This is a genomic window from Nonomuraea sp. NPDC001636, from assembly GCF_040298265.1.
Lineage (GTDB): Bacteria > Actinomycetota > Actinomycetes > Streptosporangiales > Streptosporangiaceae > Nonomuraea.
This window is the reverse complement of sequence record NZ_JBEOZT010000005.1, coordinates 291,627-310,211: the sequence shown is the minus strand read 5'-3', so window position 1 is coordinate 310,211 and position 18,585 is coordinate 291,627. Positions and strand designations below refer to the sequence as shown.

Annotated in this window: 15 protein-coding genes and 1 tRNA gene; 9 read left to right on the top strand and 7 right to left on the bottom strand. The window is 70.1% G+C overall.

Annotated features, from left to right (window positions below; translation table 11 throughout):
- Positions 1 to 161: 161 nt before the first annotated feature.
- Together ABT158_RS13585 and ABT158_RS13580 are read right to left on the bottom strand one after the other, a co-directional pair.
- Positions 162 to 1,355: a hypothetical protein gene (locus ABT158_RS13585; protein WP_352353041.1), complete on the bottom strand. Its 1,194-nt coding sequence runs from the start codon at positions 1,353 to 1,355 to the stop codon at positions 162 to 164.
- Entirely contained in the window at positions 1,352 to 1,864 is a 513-nt protein-coding gene (locus ABT158_RS13580; protein ID WP_352353040.1) for an RNA polymerase sigma factor, read from the bottom strand. The genes ABT158_RS13585 and ABT158_RS13580 overlap by 4 nt, the downstream gene beginning before the upstream one ends.
- A gap of 374 nt (positions 1,865 to 2,238) precedes the next feature.
- On the opposite strand from ABT158_RS13580, the gene ABT158_RS13575 reads away from it, so the two are divergent.
- Positions 2,239 to 3,141, top strand: coding sequence for a 4-(cytidine 5'-diphospho)-2-C-methyl-D-erythritol kinase (locus tag ABT158_RS13575; protein ID WP_352321954.1), 903 nt, complete (start codon positions 2,239 to 2,241; stop codon positions 3,139 to 3,141).
- A gap of 738 nt (positions 3,142 to 3,879) precedes the next feature.
- A complete protein-coding gene (locus ABT158_RS13570) occupies positions 3,880 to 5,697 on the top strand; it encodes an ABC-F family ATP-binding cassette domain-containing protein (RefSeq protein ID WP_352353039.1) in 1,818 nt (605 codons plus the stop codon).
- Positions 5,698 to 6,276: 579 nt separating this feature from the next.
- Here ABT158_RS13570 and ABT158_RS13565 read toward each other — a convergent pair.
- Entirely contained in the window at positions 6,277 to 6,780 is a 504-nt protein-coding gene (locus ABT158_RS13565) for a MarR family winged helix-turn-helix transcriptional regulator (protein WP_352353038.1), read from the bottom strand.
- A gap of 56 nt (positions 6,781 to 6,836) precedes the next feature.
- On the opposite strand from ABT158_RS13565, the gene ABT158_RS13560 reads away from it, so the two are divergent.
- The 4 genes from ABT158_RS13560 (at position 6,837) to ABT158_RS13545 (ending at position 10,751) form a co-directional block, all read left to right on the top strand.
- A complete protein-coding gene (locus tag ABT158_RS13560; protein ID WP_352353037.1) occupies positions 6,837 to 7,607 on the top strand; it encodes a trans-aconitate 2-methyltransferase in 771 nt (256 codons plus the stop codon).
- A 93-nt stretch (positions 7,608 to 7,700) separates the two neighbouring features.
- Entirely contained in the window at positions 7,701 to 8,051 is a 351-nt protein-coding gene (locus ABT158_RS13555) for a VOC family protein (RefSeq protein WP_352353036.1), read from the top strand.
- A gap of 52 nt (positions 8,052 to 8,103) precedes the next feature.
- Positions 8,104 to 9,579 (top strand): CYTH and CHAD domain-containing protein, encoded by a 1,476-nt coding sequence (locus tag ABT158_RS13550; RefSeq protein WP_352353035.1) that lies wholly within the window; start codon positions 8,104 to 8,106, stop codon positions 9,577 to 9,579.
- Entirely contained in the window at positions 9,576 to 10,751 is a 1,176-nt protein-coding gene (locus ABT158_RS13545; protein WP_352353034.1) for a cytochrome P450, read from the top strand. Before ABT158_RS13550 ends, ABT158_RS13545 begins: the two co-directional genes overlap by 4 nt.
- Positions 10,752 to 10,755: 4 nt before the next feature.
- On the opposite strand, the gene ABT158_RS13540 is transcribed toward ABT158_RS13545, so the two are convergent.
- The 4 genes from ABT158_RS13540 to ABT158_RS13525 are packed head-to-tail and all read right to left on the bottom strand — an operon-like array spanning position 10,756 to position 15,594.
- The gene (locus ABT158_RS13540; RefSeq protein WP_352353033.1) at positions 10,756 to 11,601 is read right to left on the bottom strand and encodes an NUDIX hydrolase; all 846 of its coding nucleotides are present in this window, start codon (positions 11,599 to 11,601) and stop codon (positions 10,756 to 10,758) included.
- Positions 11,591 to 13,651 (bottom strand): RNA degradosome polyphosphate kinase, encoded by a 2,061-nt coding sequence (locus tag ABT158_RS13535; protein WP_352353032.1) that lies wholly within the window; start codon positions 13,649 to 13,651, stop codon positions 11,591 to 11,593. Before ABT158_RS13535 ends, ABT158_RS13540 begins: the two co-directional genes overlap by 11 nt.
- Positions 13,652 to 13,706: 55 nt before the next feature.
- The gene (locus ABT158_RS13530) at positions 13,707 to 14,612 is read right to left on the bottom strand and encodes a TetR/AcrR family transcriptional regulator (RefSeq protein ID WP_502911530.1); all 906 of its coding nucleotides are present in this window, start codon (positions 14,610 to 14,612) and stop codon (positions 13,707 to 13,709) included.
- A 43-nt stretch (positions 14,613 to 14,655) separates the two neighbouring features.
- Entirely contained in the window at positions 14,656 to 15,594 is a 939-nt protein-coding gene (locus tag ABT158_RS13525) for an acyl-CoA desaturase (RefSeq protein ID WP_352353031.1), read from the bottom strand.
- Between the two features lie 303 nt (positions 15,595 to 15,897).
- Here ABT158_RS13525 and ABT158_RS13520 point away from each other — a divergent pair.
- From ABT158_RS13520 to ABT158_RS13510, 3 genes are all read left to right on the top strand, one after another.
- Positions 15,898 to 15,969: transfer RNA gene (locus tag ABT158_RS13520), tRNA-Gln, on the top strand.
- A 135-nt stretch (positions 15,970 to 16,104) separates the two neighbouring features.
- On the top strand, positions 16,105 to 17,556 hold the full coding sequence (gene glmU, locus ABT158_RS13515) for a bifunctional UDP-N-acetylglucosamine diphosphorylase/glucosamine-1-phosphate N-acetyltransferase GlmU (protein ID WP_352353030.1): 1,452 nt from the start codon (positions 16,105 to 16,107) through the stop codon (positions 17,554 to 17,556).
- The gene (locus tag ABT158_RS13510) at positions 17,553 to 18,530 is read left to right on the top strand and encodes a ribose-phosphate diphosphokinase (RefSeq protein ID WP_352321976.1); all 978 of its coding nucleotides are present in this window, start codon (positions 17,553 to 17,555) and stop codon (positions 18,528 to 18,530) included. Before glmU ends, ABT158_RS13510 begins: the two co-directional genes overlap by 4 nt.
- The last annotated feature ends 55 nt before the right edge of the window (positions 18,531 to 18,585 follow it).

Below are 18,585 nucleotides of genomic sequence, written 5' to 3'. Positions count from 1 at the left end.
ACGGGGCACACCGTGCCCGCCGCCACCCAGGTCCGCCTCCGCCAAATCCCGCATGTTCAGCTCTCAGAAGCGGGTGGTGGTGCGCCATGACCACCCCTGACCCCGAAGGTCGTCGGCATCAGACGAAGGAGGCCGACGCGGCACCACCACTCCAGGCCCGGTCATCTGTCCCGCTTGCACCCCCTGGTTGCCGGAGCCGGCGGGCCGGTCCAACCGGATTCGGGGCCGCGTGCCCGATAGCTCACGACCTCGCCTTCCCTCGCCCCCGCAGCCGTACGAGCCGCGTAGGAGACCGATGCGAGCAACTGACCCGTCACGGGATCGAGGATGTGCCTGTCGCGGACGGTCACCGCCCTGCCCGGCGACAGCAGTTGGCTCCCGGTGCCGCCGAGGTCCACCGAAAGCCCGGCTCTGCCCATCGGATCCCCGACCGTGCCGACCACCTTGGTGGACGGCAACCCGGCCAGCACCCGGATGACCGCCGCACGTTGGGCAGGGCCGAGCGGCATGGCCAGAAGGTTCACGGTGACGGGCAGAAACTCCTGGAAGGACTGGGCGAACCCGCGCGCCGTCGAGAGCTCGTGGTAGACGTGCAGCCGCCTCATCAGTTCGTCAGGGCGAGCAGGGAACATGGACAGGTCCGCCATGGTGAACTCGGCGACCGTCATATCTGGATAAACCCCGTTAGGTTCCAGCCCCGCGCTGTACACGCAACCCTGAGAACCGTCCACACCGGTGATCGACTTGGCCTCACCACCGCGAGCCGACGGCAGCCCGCCCACGACACCCCCATCGCTCATTGGTACCGGACGGCACGACGTTCTGCCGCCGCCAAAGCAAGGGCCCGCCACCTGTCCCGGTGCGCCCGAAGCGCGCCAGGCACGTTCGTCCGCGGCCGTGGCCGGGCGGGCGATGGCGGGCGACCATTGCCTGATCATCACGTCGGTGGGATCGCGCGGCTGCCAGGTCTCCCGGCGCTCGGCCACCATGATCGTGTACCTGCCGCCGGCCGACCAGGCGTTGCCCTCGATCCGAACATCGCGCCAGTACGCGCCGCTGCTCGCAGGCAGCTTCTCGATCCTGTCAGCGAGGTCGTACAACTCCTGGTTGGGCCTCGACGGCGTGAGCACGGGCGGAGCAGCGGTCAAGCTCGTGACCAGCGTGACGACCAAGGCGACGACCACGGCCGTCGCCACCGGCGCCCAGAGAACCCGCAGACGGGGGAGCGGCAGGCGGAGTGCCCGTCGCGGCTCGGCCGCCATGATCGCGTCGCGCAGCTCGCGCGCGCCGGATCCCTGAGGAAGCGCCTGCGGAGCGGGATCGATGGCCTTCACCAGATCGTCTATGTCGTTCATGCCTTCCTCATCACCATCGTCCGGGACGGCTGCCGCTCAAGCAGCGCCGCCAGCCGTCTGCGCGCACGATGCAACCGGGTACGAGCGGCGATCGCCGTACATCCCATGACCTGGGCGATCTGCTCGCCGCGCAGCCCCTCCCAGCACGCCAGCGCCAGCACCTCGCGGTCCCGTTCGGCTAGTTCGTCGAACGCCCTGCGCACGTGGTCGAGCTCAACTGGCGTCACCGTCCGGGCGGCGGCCAGTTCGTCGCGGAGGCGTTCGGCCAGCACAGCCCGCCGCGAGGCGCCGCGCTGCTGGTTGGCCAGCACCCGCCGGGCCACGCCGTACAACCACAGCAACGCCTTATCCCCTTGGGGGACGTCGCCGATCCGCCGCCACGCGATGAGGAACGTCTCGGCGAGCACGTCTGCCGTGTCCTCGGGCGAGCTGGTACGGCGGGCGGCGTACTGCTGTATCGCCGGGTAGTACGTGTCGTAGACCGCCTCGAAGCGATCTCGCTGTGTCACAAGTTCTCCTAGCGAAAGGTGCCGGACACAGTGGTAAATGTCCGGCACCAGCCCGCCTGTTGCACCACCGCCCACAACGGCCGCGACGCGGCCGAAGCAGCTTCCCCGGTGCGGTCGGGGCCATCGGCGACGCCCGGAGGGGGCAGGGCGCCGTTCCGGAGAGAAGGTCGGCCCGAAGAGAAGGCGGTGGCAGAAAGACGGCAATGTCGGCGTATGGCCACCTGATCGGCCGAAAGGAGGACGAACCTCACTCTGCGTGGCCCGCAGTCGGTCATCTCACACGTCTAATTCCGAGAACCGCATGTCAGCGCACCCCACCCCGATAACATCGAGTGTCCTTGACCCCGGCAAGCGATGAAAGTGGCAGAAGATCGATGAGTTCGGTGACCGTACGTGTGCCCGCGAAGGTCAACGTGCAGCTTTCAGTCGGCCCGCTCCGGGAAGATGGCTACCACGACCTGGTCAATGTCTTCCACGCAGTGTCGATCTTCGATGAGGTGGTCGCGAAGGAGGCCGAGTCGATCACCGTCACGGTCAACGGCAGATGGTCCGACCAGGTGCCCGTCGACGACGACAACCTCGCCATCCGCGCCGCCCGCGCCCTCGCCAAGCACGCGGGCCGCTCGTACGGCGCCGACCTGATCATCGAGAAGGCCATCCCGGTCGCCGGCGGCATGGCGGGCGGCAGCGCCGACGCGGCGGGGGCCCTCGTGGCCTGCAACGAGCTCTGGGGGCTCGGCCTGCCCTTCGAGGACCTCATGGAGATCGCCGGAGACCTGGGGAGCGACGTACCGTTCTCGCTGCTCGGCGGCACTGCGGTCGGCACCGGCCGCGGCGAGCAGCTCAGCGAGCTGCCCACGGGCGGCACGTTCCACTGGGTGTTCGCGCTGGCCGACGGCGGCCTCTCGACCGCCAAGGTCTACGCGGAGTGCGACCGCCAGCGCGAGGCTTCGAACGCCCGCGTGCCCTGGCCCGAGCTCGACGCCCCGCTCATCGAGGCCCTCGGCACCGGCGACGCGTACGCCCTGGGCGCCCACCTGAGCAACGACCTTCAGGCCGCCGCCCTGGCCCTGCGTCCCGAGCTCGCCACGACCCTCGACAGCGGGCGCCAGCACGGCGCGCTGGGCGCGATCGTCTCCGGCTCCGGCCCCACGTGCGCCTTCCTGGCCATCGACGCCACCCACGCCCGCGACCTCGCCAACAGCCTCACCGCCACAGGCGCCGCCACCACCACGGTCGCCGCCCACGGCCCCGTAACCGGCGCCACCCTGCTCTAACCCCCTGGCGCCACCCCCAGCGCCCCCAACAACCCCCAACAACCCCCGCCACGCCAGCCTCGCACGGGGCCACCTCGCACGGGGCCACCCCGCTGGGGTCGTCCCCGCTGGGCAGGGCGCGACGGATCTGCCACGGCCGGTGCGGCACGACAAAAGCCGTCACGCGCGGCAAGTCACGCGCGGCCCCAGCACGCGAGCCTGTCGCGCTGAGCCCGTCACCTTCGGCGCGCAAGGCGGGCTGGCACGGTGGTCCGACGTTGCGGCCTACGGCAATGGCTGCCGGGTGTGGCCCGCTCGCCCCAGGCCCAGGTGGTGCCGTCGGTGCCTGACGCAACGGTCTGAGGCGCTGGTTTGCGGTGCTTGGTGAGGCGGCGGTCGGTGGGGGTTGGGCGGAAGGCTGGTGGTCGTTCTTGTGGTTGGGGGCCGTCATTCATCCGCGCCCCAGCCGCCAACACCTGGATCTGAACAACGGGGGGCACGGACATCGGGTTCGGGGTCGGCTCGTACGGACCTGCTGATCACGGACGGGCGGTGTGAGAGGGCGCCGGGCATCGCGTGCGCCTGCCCACCGTGGGAGGGGGCCAACGTTTCGCCGCGCGGGGGCGACGCCTCCAGGGGACGGACGTGAGGCTGGCGCTCAAGGTGGGCATTCGGTCCGGCAATCCCTGGCCCGTAGACGATCAAGGGACGTCGTGGGCGTCGGGAAGCGGTTGAGGGGACCGATACCCTGGACACGTCATGAATCTGGTCAACCTTGAGTCGGTCTCCCACGCCTACGGGCCCAAGCCGCTCCTCAGCGACGTCTCCCTGGGCATCGAGGCCGGGGAGCGCATCGGCGTCGTCGGCCGCAACGGGGGCGGTAAGACGACCCTGATGTCGGTCATCGCCGGTGACGTGCGTCCCGACAGCGGCCGGGTCACCCACACGCGCGGGCTGCGGGTCGGGTTCCTGTCCCAGCAGGACACCCTCGACCCCGAGGCCACCGTGAGCCAGCTCGTCCTTGGGGACCGGGCTGAGCACGAATGGGCAGGTGACCAGCAGGTCCGCGAGATCCTGACGAACCTGATCGGCGACCTCGACCTCAGCGCCAAGGCCGCCGCGCTGTCCGGTGGCGAGCGCAGGCGTACGGCGCTGGCCCGTCTGCTCATCGACGACCACGACCTGGTCATGCTCGACGAGCCCACCAACCACCTCGACATCGAGGCCATCGCCTGGCTCGCCGCCCACCTGGCGGCCAGGAAGAGCGCCCTGCTGGTCGTGACCCACGACCGCTGGTTCCTCGACGCCGTCTCCACCCGCACGTGGGAGGTCGTCGACGGCCGGGTCGAGCGCTACGAGGGCGGCTACGCCGCGTACGTGCTGGCCAAGGCCGAGCGGGCGCGCATCGCCCAGGCGGCCGAGGAACGCCGCCAGAACCTCATGCGCAAGGAGATCGCCTGGCTGCGGCGCGGTCCGCCCGCCCGCACGTCCAAGCCGAAGTTCCGGATCGACGCGGCGCAGGCCCTGATCGCGAACGAGCCGCCGGCGCGGGAGACCGTCGAGCTGATGCGGTTCGCCGCAGCCAGGCTCGGCAAGACCGTCTACGACCTGGAAGACGTCACCCTGCACGCGGGCGGCCCCGGCGACGGGCCGCTGGTGCTCGATCACTGCACCTGGCAGTTCGGGCCTGGCGACCGGATCGGTCTGATCGGCGTCAACGGGTCGGGCAAGTCGTCGGTGCTGCGGTTGCTCGCCGACAGCGTCCAGCCGGACTCGGGCCGGGTGATCCGGGGCAAGACCGTACGTCTGGCGCATCTGTCCCAGGAGCTGACCGAGCTCGACCCGTCGCGGCGGGTGCTGGAGTCGGTGGAGGAGATCCGCAAGTACCTCCAGCTGGGCAAGCGGGAGTGGACGGCGTCCCAGTTGCTGGAGCGTCTGGGCTTCAAGGGTGACGCGCAGTGGAAGGTCATCGGCGACCTGTCCGGCGGCGAGCGGCGGCGGCTGCAGTTGCTGCGCCTGCTGATGGACGACCCCAACGTGCTGCTCCTCGACGAGCCCACCAACGACCTCGACATCGAGACCCTCAACGAGCTCGAAGACCTGCTGGACGGCTGGCCGGGCACGCTGATCCTGGTGAGTCACGACCGCTACTTCCTGGAGCGGGTGACCGACCGGTGCGTGGCGCTGCTGGGTGACGGCAAGCTCGTGCTGCTGCCGGGCGGGGTGGACGAATACCTCGAACGCCGCAGCGCCGGCACGGCGGTGACCGCCCGTGTCGGCAGCGCGCCTGCCCCGGCGTCCGGCGCTCCGGCCCCGGTTGCGGCGTCGTCCGGCGCGCAGCCGGAGACCGGGCTGTCGGCCAAGGAGGAACGCGAGCTCCGCAAGGAACTCAACCGCCTGGAACGCCAGCTCGACAAGCTCGGCGACCAGGAGGCCCGCCTCCACGCCGCCATGGCCGAAGCCGCCAGCGACTACGCCAAGCTGGGCTCCCTCGACGCCCAGCTACGCGACGTCCTGGCCCAGAAGGACACCGTCGAGGCGGAATGGCTCGAAGTGGCCGACCGCCTCGGCGACTGACCCCGCCACGCTCTCGCACGCGAGGATTCGCGCCGGTTCGACGGCCTCCGGAGAGGCGGCGTCGGCGGCCCGGCCTGGAGCCGTCGCCGGTGCGGGTCACAAGGCGATGGCCGACGTGGCGGCCTCCGCCGCAGGCCGGCGAGGCCTCTAGGTCAGTCTCCTGACCCGCCCCGGACGGACGCCCGCCGACGTCGGCGGGCCAAGAGCCCCCGCGCAACGACGGAACCGCATAGGAGCCCCGCATAGGGGCCCTGCGGAAGAGCAGGACCGCGGAAGAGCAAAAGCGCATAAAGAGACCCCTGCAGAAGCGCGGAACGCAGTACCCCAGCAGAACAGCCGCAGCAGAACAGAGCCGCAGCAGGACAGAGCCGCAGCAGGACAGAGCCGCAGCGGGGAAGAGCCGCGGCGGGACAGAGCCGCAGCGGGATAGAACCGCAGCGGAACAGGGCCGCACACAACCGGCCATCGCCGCCACTGCTGGAGCCGTCGCCGGGCGGCCGTGGCCCTGCGGCCCCCGAACTGGGGGCCGTCCGCGGCCAACGCTCGCCGGAAGAGCGTGCGTGAAAGCTCGTAGAGGGGTTATTGGGGGGAGTCGAAGGGGGTGAGGAGCAGGCGGAGGAGGGCGGCGAGGGAACGCTGGTCGGCGGGTTGGAGGCCGGAGAGCAGGTCGCGCTCACGCCGGAGCAGGTCGGCGAACGCCGCGTCCACCCGCGCCACCCCCGTGTCCGTCAGCGACACCAGCACGCCGCGCCGGTCCTCGGGGTCGGGCCGCCGCCGCACCAGACCCGCCTGCGCGAGCCGGTCGATGCGGTTGGTCATCGTCCCGGACGTCACCAGTGTGGCCCGCAGCAGGGCCCCGGGGCTCAGCTCGTACGGCTTACCGGCCCGCCGCAACGCGGTGAGCACGTCGAACTCCCAAGGTTCCAGATCGTGTTCGGCGAACGCCGCCCGCCTGGCGCGGTCGAGATGTTTGGCCAGCCGTGACACCCTGGAGAGGACCTGGAGGGGCTCGACGTCGAGATCGGGCCGCTCGATCCGCCATGCCGCGACCAGCCGGTCGACCTCGTCATCCTGTGGCGTCATGACACAGAGTCTACTGTCTTGACATCGAGATATCTCTCTCGATATCAATTATCTCTATGTCAAGAGATATCTGGGACCCGGTGACCTACGCCGTCTACGCCGACGAGCGGTCGCGGCCGTTCATCGAGCTGATGTCCAGAGTCGGTGCGGTGGCTCCCGATTATGTCGTGGACGCGGGCTGCGGCAGCGGCGAACTCACCGTCATGCTGGCCGAACGCTGGCCGGACGCCACCGTCGAGGGCTTCGACGCCTCGCCCGCGATGATCGCCAAGGCCCGCAAGCTCACCAGCTCGGTGCATTTCGCCGTGGCCGACGTTGACACCTGGCACCCCGACCGCCCCATGGACGTGATCGTCTCCAACGCCGTCCTGCAGTGGGTGCCCTCCCACCACGACGTGCTCGAACACTGGCTGGAGGAGCTGGCCCCCGGCGGCTGGCTGGCCTTCCAGGTGCCGGGCAACTTCGACGCCCCGAGCCACGTCGCCATCCGCGAGCTGTGCGCCTCCCGCACCTGGTCCGACCGGCTCAGCGACCTCAACCGCACCAACCCGGTGGACGACCCGGTCCAGTATCTCGACTTCCTCAACGACGGCGGCTGCCAGGTGGACGCCTGGGAGACCACCTACGTGCACCTGCTCCAGGGCGAGAACCCGGTCCTCGACTGGGTCTCCGGCACGGCCCTGCGCCCGATCTTCGACCGGCTCGACCCGGCGGAGCAGCGGCAGTTCAAGGCCGACCTGGCCGGGCTGCTCGCCGAGGCCTACCCGGCCAGAAGCTACGGCACCCCCTTCCCCTTCCGCCGAATCTTCGTAGTGGCCCAGAAATGACCCGTGGAGACCCAGAAATGACCGTGGCCCAGAAGTGACCGTGGCCCAGAGATGCCCCGTGAAGACACGGAAATGACCCGTGGAGACCCAGAGATGACGATCAAAGCCCTGCACCACGTCCAACTCGCCGCGCCCAAGGGCAGTGAGCCCGAGCTGCGCGCCTTCTACGGCGACGTGCTCGGCCTGCACGAGGTCCCCAAGCCCGCGGAGCTGGCCAAACGCGGCGGCGCCTGGTTCCGCGGCGACGGCGTGGAGATCCACCTCGGCATCGAGGACGACTTCAGGCCCGCGCGCAAGGCCCACCCGGCGTTCCTGGTCGAAGACCTTGACGCCTACGCGGCCAGGATCCCGGGCGCGGTGCCCGACGACCTCTTTCCGGGCTACCGCCGGATCTACGTCACGGACCCCGTGGGCAACCGGATCGAGCTCCTGCAGGCCGTGTGATGTTCACCTGCAGGTGGCATCATGGTCCGATATCGGACACTTGTGAGGTGCAGTGGGCATCGAGATCGAGGACAAGTTCGACGTTCCGACCGACTACACGATCCCGGACCTGAGCGGCCTGGCCCAGGTCACGGGCCCGCGCAGTCATCAGCTCGTGGCGCTCTACTACGACACGGCCGATCTGCGGCTGGCCGCGCGCGGCGTCACGCTCAGACGCAGGCGCGGCGGCGACGACGCGGGCTGGCACCTGAAGCTGCCCAAGGCCAGGGGGGTGCGCCAGGAGATCACGTGTCCACTCACCCGCAGCACCAAGGTCGTGCCGCCGGAGCTGGCCGAACTCGTCCGGGCCTACGCCAGGGGCGCGGAACTCCAGGTGGTGGCCGAGCTCGACACGCGACGCAGCGTCACCCTGCTGCACGACGGCGGCACCCGGCTGGTCGAGATCGCCGACGACCGGGTGAAGGGCACCGTCCACCGGGACGGCAAGGTGCTGCGGTGGCGCGAGGTGGAGGCCGAGCTGCTGGCCGAGGACCGGCGCGACCTGCTGGCCAAGGTCGGCAAACGGCTGCGCAAGGCCGGGGCGACCCCGGCGGGCAGCGCCAGCAAGCTCGCCCGGCTCCTCGAACCCGCCCCGCCCGCCAGGGCCGCCACCGAGCCCGGCACGGCGGGCGAGACCGTCATCGACTACCTGTCGAGCCAGGTCGCCGCCCTCCTCAGCCAGGATCCGCGGGTGCGCAGGGCCGAGGAGGACGCCGTCCACCAGATGCGGGTGGCCTCGCGCAGGTTGCGCAGCGCGCTCAAGGCGTTCAAGTCGGTGGTGACCGGCACGGAGCAGGTCCAGGAGGAGCTGCGCTGGCTCGGCACGGTGCTCGGCGAGGCCCGCGACCTGGAGGTGATCAGGGCCAGGTTCGCCGGGGAGCTGTCCGGCCTCGCCCCCGAGCTGGTCACCGGCCCCATCCGGACCCGTCTCGGCGCGGACCTGCGCGTCCGCGAGCAGGAGGCGTACGAGCGCATCAAGGACGCGCTCAGCGGCGACCGCTACTACACCCTCCTGGACGCCCTCGACGCCCTGATCGCCACCCCCGAGCTGGGCAAGGCCGCCGCCAAGCCGGCGAAGGACAAGCTCACCGCCCTCGCCGCCGCCGGCTGGGACCGCGTGACCAGGGCGTACGAGGTAGCCCAAACCACCGAGGACGCCGGACGCCGCGAGATCGCCCTGCACGACGTCCGCAAGGCGGCCAAACGCGCTCGATACACCGCCGAAGCCCTCGAACCCACCCTCGGCAAGGGCATGGCCAGGCTGGCCGAGCTGGCCGAGAACGTCCAGGAGGTGCTGGGGGCGCACCGGGACGGCGTGGTCGCCCAGGAGACGCTGGCCAAGGAGGCCGAGGGCGCCCGGCAGGCGGGCGAGGACACCTTCACGTACGGGTTGCTGATCGGGATCGAACGCAACACCGCCGAACGTGCCGAGGCCAATTTCCCCAGAGTCTGGGCGGAAACCGTGAAGGCGGTTAAGAAGGTTCTATGACGAACCTTCCGGCAATACCCTTCGCGCGCAGCGACCCCCTCGACGTTCCGTCGGCCTACCGGGAACTGCGGGCGAAGGAGGGCATCGCGCGGGTGCGCACCTCGGTGGGCGACGAGGTCTGGCTGGTCACCGGCTACGAACAGGCACGCAGGCTGTTCAGCGACAGCCGGCTGGGACGTTCCCACCCCGAGCCCGAGCGGGCGCCGCGCGTGTCGAACTCCGCCATCCTCGGCGGGCCGCAGGGCGAGACCGCCACGGAGAAGGCCGACCACGAGCGCCTGCGCAGGCTGTTCGCGCCGTCCTTCTCGGCCCGGCGGATGAGGCGGCTGGCCGGCGAGGTCGGCGCCCTGGTCGAGGAGCGGCTGGACCGCCTGGCCGGGCTGACGCCGCCGGCCGACCTGCACGCCGAGCTCTCCTTCCCGCTGCCCGTGCTGGTCATCTGCCGGCTGCTCGGCGTCCCGTACGAGGACAGGGAGTACTTCAGCGGCGTGTCCGCACGCATGGCCGACCTTCAGGACGAGGCGGCCGGGGTCGCGGCACGGGCGGAGCTGAGCGCCTACATGGCCGGGCTGATCGCCCGCAAACGGCACGAACCGGCCGAGGACGTCCTGTCGGACCTGGCGGGCGAGCTGGACGACGACGGCAAGATCGCCGAGCTGGCCGCCGGCCTGCTGTTCGCCGGGCACGAGACCACGGTCAACCGCATCGACCACGGCGTGCTCCTGCTGCTGGCCAACCCCGGCCAGCTCGACCGGCTGCGGTCGGACCCCGGGCTCGCGCCCGCCGCGGTCGAGGAGATCCTGCGCATGGCCGCGCCGAGCCTGCACGGCCTGCCCAGGTACGCCCACGAGGACATCGAGATCGACGGCCGCACGATCCGCCGCGGCGAGGCCGTCGTCCTCAACACCGGCGTGGCGAACCGGGACGAACAGGTCTATCCCGATCCCGACACCTTCGTCATCGGCCGTCCTCCGACCGACCCGCATCTCGCCTTCGGGTACGGCCCGCGGTTCTGCATCGGCGCGAGCCTGGCCAGGGTGGAGCTGGAGGCGGTGTTCAGCCGGCTGTTCCAGCGTCTCCCCGGACTGCGCCTGGCCGTCCCGGTCGCGGAGCTGCCGCGCAACGAGGGCAGGATCACCCAGGGCTTCGCCCGTCTGCCGGTCACCTGGTGAGCCGTCAGGTCGCGTAGCGCTCCACGCCGACGACGTGCCCGCCGGCCCGGTGCAGCACCGCGAACGCGCCCTTGCGCAGGTGCACGTCCTTGCCGCTCAGCGCGTGGATCAGGTGCGGCAGGACCTTGCCGTGGCTGCACACGGCCGCGGGCACGGCGAGGTCGCCGACCAGTTCCGGCGTCTTGCGCGGGTCCTGGCCCTCCTCGCTGAGCAGCGGCTCGGTCCTGATCTCGGCCCCGACCTCGGCCCCGTACGGCTCCAGCGTCTGGACGCACCGCCGGCTGGGCGAGCTGACCAGCAGCTCGGGCCGGTAGGCGGGCAGCGCGGTGGCCAGGGCGGCGGCCTGGGAGCCGCCGTGGTCGTCCAGCGGGCGCAGCGCGTCGTCGCCGTCCCACCGGCTCCTGGACCCGGCCGTGGCGTGCCGGACGAGCACCAGCGGCACGGTCGCGAGCGGCGCGGCGGTCAGGGCGCGCAGCAGCCCGGCGTCCCACTCGTAGGTCAGCAGCTCGCGAGCCCGGTCGACGGGCAGCCAGCGCAGCCCGTCGACCTCGTCGCCCGGCTCGAAGCCGGCGTCGGAGGCGACCCGCGCCGTCCAGTAGTCGACGCGCTTGAGCCGGCCGCCGCTGAGGTAGTGGATCGGCGGCAGGGCCCGGCCCAGGACGGCCGTCAGGCCGGTCTCCTCGGTGACCTCGCGCAGGGCGGCGGCGATGACGTGCTCGCCGCTCTCCAGCTTGCCCTTGGGGAAGGTCCAGTCGTCGTAGCGCGGTCGGTGGATCACCGCCACCTCGGGGCTGGTCTCCGCGCCCCTCCAGACCACGGCTCCGGCGGCCCGGAGCAGGTCAGTCGTCAACGGTCCTCCATCGCCTGGTGCCGACGAGATGGCTCTGCAGGTCCTCGCCCTGGTGGCGGATCCAGGTGCCGTCGGAGCTGAGCCACCACGCGTTCGTGGTGTCGGCCATGGCCAGGTCCATCAGCTCGATCAGGTACGCCTTGTGCTGCTGGGAGGTCACCTTGACCAGGGCCTCGACCCGGCGGTCGAGGTTCCTGCGCATCAGGTCGGCGCTGCCGATCCACACCTCGGGACGCCTGCCCAGGCCGAACTCGTACACGCGGGAGTGCTCCAAAAAGCGCCCCAAAACCGACCTTACGCGGATATTTTCTGACAAATTGGGGATTCCTGGGCGAAGGATGCAGATACCGCGCACCCACAGGTCCACCGGCACCCCCGCCCTGGACGCCCGGTAGAGCGCGTCGATGATCGGCTCGTCCACCAGCGAGTTCGTCTTGATCCTGATCCGCGCCGGGCGGCCCGCCTGCTGGTGGGCGATCTCCCGGTCGATCCTGGCCAGCAGGCCGCTGCGCATCGAGTGCGGCGCGACCAGCAGCCTGCGGTAGGCCGAGTGGTTGGAGTAGCCGGTCAGGTGGATGAACAGGTCGGTGACGTCCTCGCCCACCAGCGGGTCGGCGGTGAGCAGGCCGAAGTCCTCGTACTGGCGGGCCGTCTTGGGGTTGTAGTTGCCGGTGCCGATGTGGCAGTAGCGGCGCAGCTCGCCCGAGGGCTCCTGCCGTACGACGAGGGCCAGCTTGCAGTGGGTCTTCAGGCCGACCACGCCGTAGACCACGTGGCAGCCGGCCCGCTCCAGCTTCCTGGCCCAGGAGATGTTGGCGTGCTCGTCGAACCGGGCCTTGATCTCCACGACCACGACGACCTGCTTGCCCGCCTCGGCCGCGTCGATCAGCGCGTCGACGATGGGCGACTCGCCGCTGGTCCGGTAGAGGGTCTGCTTGATCGCCAGCACCCGCGGGTCGGCCGCGGCCACCTCGATGAACCGCTGCACGCTGGTCGCGAACGAGTCGTACGGGTGGTGCAGCAGCACGTCGCGCTCGCGCAGGGTGGAGAAGAGGTCGTCCTCGGCGTTGATCACCTCGGCCGGCACGAACGGGCGGAAGCTCAGCTCGCCGCGGTCGAGGTCGGCGATGGCGTGCAGGCCGGTCAGGTCGAGCGGGCCGGGCAGCCGGTAGATCTCGTGCGGGGCCAGCTCCAGCTCCTCGATGAGCGGGGCCAGCACCTCCGGCGTGATCGTCTCCTCGACCTCCAGCCGCACGGGCGACCCGAACCGCCGCTTGAGCAGCTCCTTCTCCAGCGCCTGCATGAGGTTCTCGGTGACGTCCTCGTCGACGTCGAGGTCTTCGTTCCTGGTGACGCGGAAGACGTGGTGCTGGAGGATCTCCATGCCCTTGAACAGCTGGCCGAGGTGGGCCGCGATGACGTCCTCCAGCGGCACGAACCGGTCCTTCGAGGCCGGCACGAACCGGGGGAGCTGCGAGGGCACCTTCACCCGCGCGAAGACGGTGTGGTCGGTGATCGGGTTGCGCACCAGCACGGCCAGGTTGAGGCTGAGCCCGGAGATGTAGGGGAACGGGTGCGCCGGGTCGACCGCGAGCGGCGTCAGCACCGGCCTGATCCGCTCCCTGAACAGCTTGCGCAGCTCCGTGCGCTCCTCGCGGCCCAGGTCGTCCCACCGGACGATCTCGATGCCCTCGGTCGCGAGCTGGGGGCAGACGCGGTCGTGGAAGGCGGCGGCGTGCCGCTTGGCCAGGGAGTCGGCGATCGTGGCGATCCGGGCCAGCTCCTCGCGCGGCTTCAGCCCGCTCTTGGTGCGCAGCAGCAGCCCGGTGGCCATGCGCCGCTTGAGGCCGGCCACCCGTACGCGGAAGAACTCGTCCAGGTTGCTGGCGAAGATGGCCAGGAAGCGCACCCGTTCGAGCAGCGGGACCGACGGGTCCTCGGCCAGTTCGAGGACGCGCTCGTTGAACTGGAGCCAGCTTTCCTCGCGGTTGAGGAACCGCTCCTGTGGCAGGGGCAGGTCGTTTCCCGATTGCAGCGGTTCCGCGGACATATGGCCTATATTGCCCCGATTGGTTGAACGGAACGTTAACGTAGCCGCAACGAACTCACTCTGGCTGTTCGGCCTGCTCAAGGCGTGCGGCGCGCTCGGCGAGCCGGGCCTCGCGCTGACGGATCTTCTCCTCGCGCTCGCGGGCCTTCTCCGCCTCCTTCAGCAGCCGCTCGCGCTCCTTCAACTCTCGTACCCGGGCTTTCTCCGCGTCACGCAACTCTCGCTGGCGAAGCTTCTCGGCTTCCTTGAGCTCCTTCTCGCGGGCCTTCTCGAATTCCCGCAGATCCTTGTCGCTGACGCGCGGTTTGGCGGCGGCGGCGGCCTGGTTGCGGGTGGCCACCGAGATCGCCGGGCTCGGGTTCAGCCCGGTCAGGCCGTTCCAGGCCAGGTTCACCAGGTGCGCGGCGACCTCCTCGCGGCCCGGCTTGCGCACGTCCAGCCACCACTGGCCGGTCAGCGCGACCATGCCGACCAGCATCTGGGCGTACATCGGGGCGAGCTTGGGGTCGTAGCCCCGGCCGGCGAACTCATCGGCCAGGACGTCCTCGACCTGGCTGGCGATCTCGCTGATCAGGCTGGCGAACGTGCCCGTGCCCGAGGCCGCGTGCGAGTCGCGCACCAGGATGCGGAAGCCCTCGCTGCTCTCCTCGATGTACTGGAGCAGGGCCAGGGCGGCCCGCTCCAGCTTGATGAGGGAGTGGGAGGCGGCGAGGGCCGAGGTGATCATGCCGAGCAGCTTCTGCATCTCGCGGTCGACGACGACCGCGTAGACGCCTTCCTTGCCGCCGAAATGCTCGTACACCACAGGCTTCGACACCTGCGCGGTGGCGGCGATCTCCTCTATAGAGGTCCCGTCGAACCCCTTCTCGGCGAACAGCGTGCGGCTGATCAGGATCAGCTGCTCTCTGCGCTCTCTACCGGACATGCGCCTGCGCGATCGGGGTTCGGTCACGGGTTCCATAATGACGGCCACGGACGAATGGCCGTTCATCGGCTGATTCTCGTCAGGCAATGCGCTTCGCCGCCAGGCGTTCTGGCGTCGGCCAGCGCACGTCGTACACCCAGCCCGCCCGTTCGAACAGGCGGATCAGGCCGGCGCTGAGGTCGATCTGGCCCTTGAGCGCGCCGTGCCGGGCGCAGGTGGGGTCGGAGTGGTGCAGGTTGTGCCAGGACTCGCCGAACGACGGGATGGCCAGCCACCAGACGTTGCGCGACTTGTCACGCACCTGGAAGGACTCCTCGCCGAAGACGTGGCAGATCGAGTTGATCGACCAGGTCACGTGGTGCAGCAGGCCGATGCGGATCAGCGAGCCCCAGAACAGCGCGGTCAGGCCGCCCTGCCAGGACCAGGTCAGCAGCAGGCCGAGCACGCCGGGCAGCAGGACCGAGACGAGGGCCAGCGTGGGGAACCACTTGTGCAGCTTCTGGATGTCCTCGTCCTTGCACAGGTCGGGGGCGTACTTCTCGCGGTTGGTGCGCTCGCTCTCGAACAGCCAGCCCATGTGGGCGTACAGCAGGCCCTTGGACATCGACTTGAAGCCGGGGCCGAAGCGCCACGGCGAGTGCGGGTCGCCCTCCTTGTCGGAGAACTTGTGGTGCTTGCGGTGCGTGGCCACCCAGTCCAGCACGGACATCTCCAGCGACAGGCTGCCCGCGATGCCCATCGCGATCTTCAGCGGCCGCTTGGCCTTGAACGAGCCGTGCGTGAAGTAGCGGTGGAGCCCGACGGTGACGCCGAGCCCGGAGACGACGTAGAAGACGAAGGCGATGACGATGTCCGTCCAGCCGAGTCCCCATCCCCAGGCCAGGGGCACTGCCGCCGCGAGCGCGACCAGGGGCAGTCCGACCACGAGGGCGAACGTGACGATTTCTGCCCTGGACTTCGGTTCTTCTTCGAAGTCGGGCTTCGGGGCGGGGGAGGAACGCTCGGCGAGAACGGTCATGGGCTACCTCCAACGACATGTATGAGGATGAATGTCCAGGCTACGCCACCGTAACCTACGCCATCGTAAGTAAGGAAGCCCTAAGTGTGGATGTCACTTAGCTGACGGCCGGCGCGCCCAGGTGAGTGGGTTTCGTGCCTTGCGGCTTTTGGGGTGGTCTGTTATGCGACCAGCGCGCCGACTACCCCCGCGTGTCCCCGGTATTCGCGGCACTGGAGATGTGCGAGAGAATTGGGGGCGCATACGCCCGTGCGGGCTCGGTATCGTAGGGGCTGTGTGCCGGACGCCACGGCGTCCGGTCCGTCCCGGATCGTCTAATCGGCAGGACAAGTGGTTTTGGTCCACTTTGTAGGGGTTCGAGTCCTCTTCCGGGAGCCTTGACAGCCATCCCGCGACTCCCCGCGCGAAAGAGTTCCGAACCGGGCAGGTATCCTCACGGTGTCGGGAGGGTTGCGGTGCGGTAGCCGCGCCGACGACCCTGATCCGTCCAGTCACAGGGAGTCTCAGTCCGTGAGTGTGCCGCGCCCGGCAGCCGTCATCGTCCTCGCCGCGGGCGAGGGCACCCGGATGAAGAGCCAGACCCCGAAAGTCCTCCACGAGCTGTGCGGCCGCGCGCTGGTCGACCACATGCTCGCCGCCGCCCGAGACCTCGATCCCGAGCGGCTCATCGTGGTCATCGGGCACGCGCTCGAACAGGTCGGCGGCCATCTGGCCGCCACCAGCCCCGACGCGCGCGCCGTCGTCCAGCGTGAGCAGCGCGGCACCGGCCACGCCGTCCGCACCGTGCTCGAAGAGGTCGGCACGATCGCCGGCACGATCCTGGTCACCTACGGCGACGTGCCGCTCATGCAGGCCCGCACGCTCGCCACGCTGCTCGCCAAGCACGCCGCCGACGGCAACGCGGTCACCGTGCTGACGGCCGAGGTGCCCGACCCGACCGGTTACGGCCGGATCGTCCGCGACCCCTCCGGCGCCGTGCTGGAGATCGTCGAGGAGAAGGACGCCGACGACGAGCAGCGCGCGATCAAGGAGATGAACTCCGGCATCTACGCCTTCGACGGCCTGCTGCTCGCCGACGCCGTCAAGCGCGTGTCCACCGACAACGCCCAGGGCGAGGAGTACCTCACCGACGTCCTCGGCATCCTGCGCGGCGACGGCCACCGGGTCGGCGCCTGCGTGGCCGCCGACTACGTCGAGGTCGAGGGCGTCAACGACCGCGTCCAGCTCGCCTTCGCCCGCAAGGTGCTCAACCAGCGGCTGCTGGAGCAGCACATGCGCGCCGGCGTCACCGTCGTCGACCCGGCCACCACGTGGGTCGACGTGGGCGTCGAGATCGGGCCCGACGCCGTCGTCCACCCCGGCACCCAGCTCCACGGCCGCACGGTCATCGGCGCCGGAGCCGAGGTCGGCCCGGCCACCACGCTGACCGACACCCGCGTCGGCGAGCGCGCCGTCGTGCGCAACGCGGTCTGCGACGGCGCCGAGATCGGCCCCGAGGCCAACGTCGGCCCCTACGCCTACCTGCGCCCCGGCACCGTGCTCAGCCGCAGGTCGAAGGCGGGCACGTTCGTCGAGATGAAGAACACCAAGGTCGGCGAGCGCTCCAAGGTGCCCCACCTCACCTACGCCGGCGACGCCACCATCGGGGAGGACGTCAACATCGGCGCCTCCACCGTCTTCGTCAACTACGACGGGGTCGACAAGCACCACACCACCGTGGGCGACGGCGCGTTCGTCGGCTGCGACACCATGCTCATCGCCCCCGTGACGATCGGCGAAGGCGCCAACACCGCCGCCGGGTCCGTGATCGTCAGCGACGTACCCCCAGGGGCGATGGGCGTGGCCAGGGCGCGACAGCGCAACATCGAGAAATGGGTCCTGCGCAAGCGCGCGGGCACCAAGTCGGCCGCCGCCGCCGAACGGGCGCTGGCCGAGCGAGCACAGCAGGAGAACGAACAGTGACCAGCATCAAACAGCCGGGCGAGAAGAACCTCATGCTCTTCTCCGGCCGGGCCTATCCAGAGCTGGCCGAAGAGGTTGCCGAGCACGTCGGCGTCTCACTCACCCCCACCAAACTGATCGACTTCGCCAACGGCGAGATCTACGCCCGCTACCTGGAGTCCGTCCGCGGCTGCGACGCGTTCGTGATCCAGAGCCACACCGGTCCCATCAACAAGTGGATCATGGAACAGCTCATCATGGTCGACGCGCTCAAGCGGGCCTCGGCCAAGCGCATCACCGTGGTCATGCCGTTCTTCGGCTACGCCCGTCAGGACAAGAAGGGCCGCGGCCGCGAGCCCATCACCGCCCGGCTGATGGCCGACCTGTTCAAGACCGCCGGCGCCGACCGGCTCATGTCGATCGACCTGCACACCTCGCAGATCCAGGGCTTCTTCGACGGTCCCGTCGACCACCTGTTCGCGATGCCGGTCCTGGAGAGCTACCTGAAGAACAAGCTCGACCTGGAGAACACGACCGTCGTCTCGCCCGACACCGGCCGCGTCCGCCTGTCCGAGCGCTGGGCCGACACCCTCGGCACGCCCCTGGCCTTCATCCACAAGCGCCGCGACCTCGACGTGGCCAACTCCGTGAAGGTCAGCGAGGTCGTCGGCAAGGTCAGCGGCCGCACCTGCGTGCTGATCGACGACATGATCGACACCGCCGGCACGATCTGCAAGGCCGCCGACGCCCTCTACGAGCAGGGCGCCACCAACGTCATCGTGGCCGCCACCCACGCGGTCTTCTCCGACCCCGCCGTCGACCGGCTGAAGAACTCGCGCATCTCCGAGGTCATCGTGACCAACACGCTGCCGCTGTCGGAGGCCAAGCGGTTCGACAAGCTGACGGTGCTCTCGATCGCGCCGCTCATCGCCCGCGCCGTCACCGAGGTCTTCACCGACGGCTCCGTCACGAGCCTGTTCGAGGGCGACACCTGAGCGAGTAAGCTGTACGGGTTGCGCTCGTAACGCCTTCCGCTAGGGCGGGTGAGGG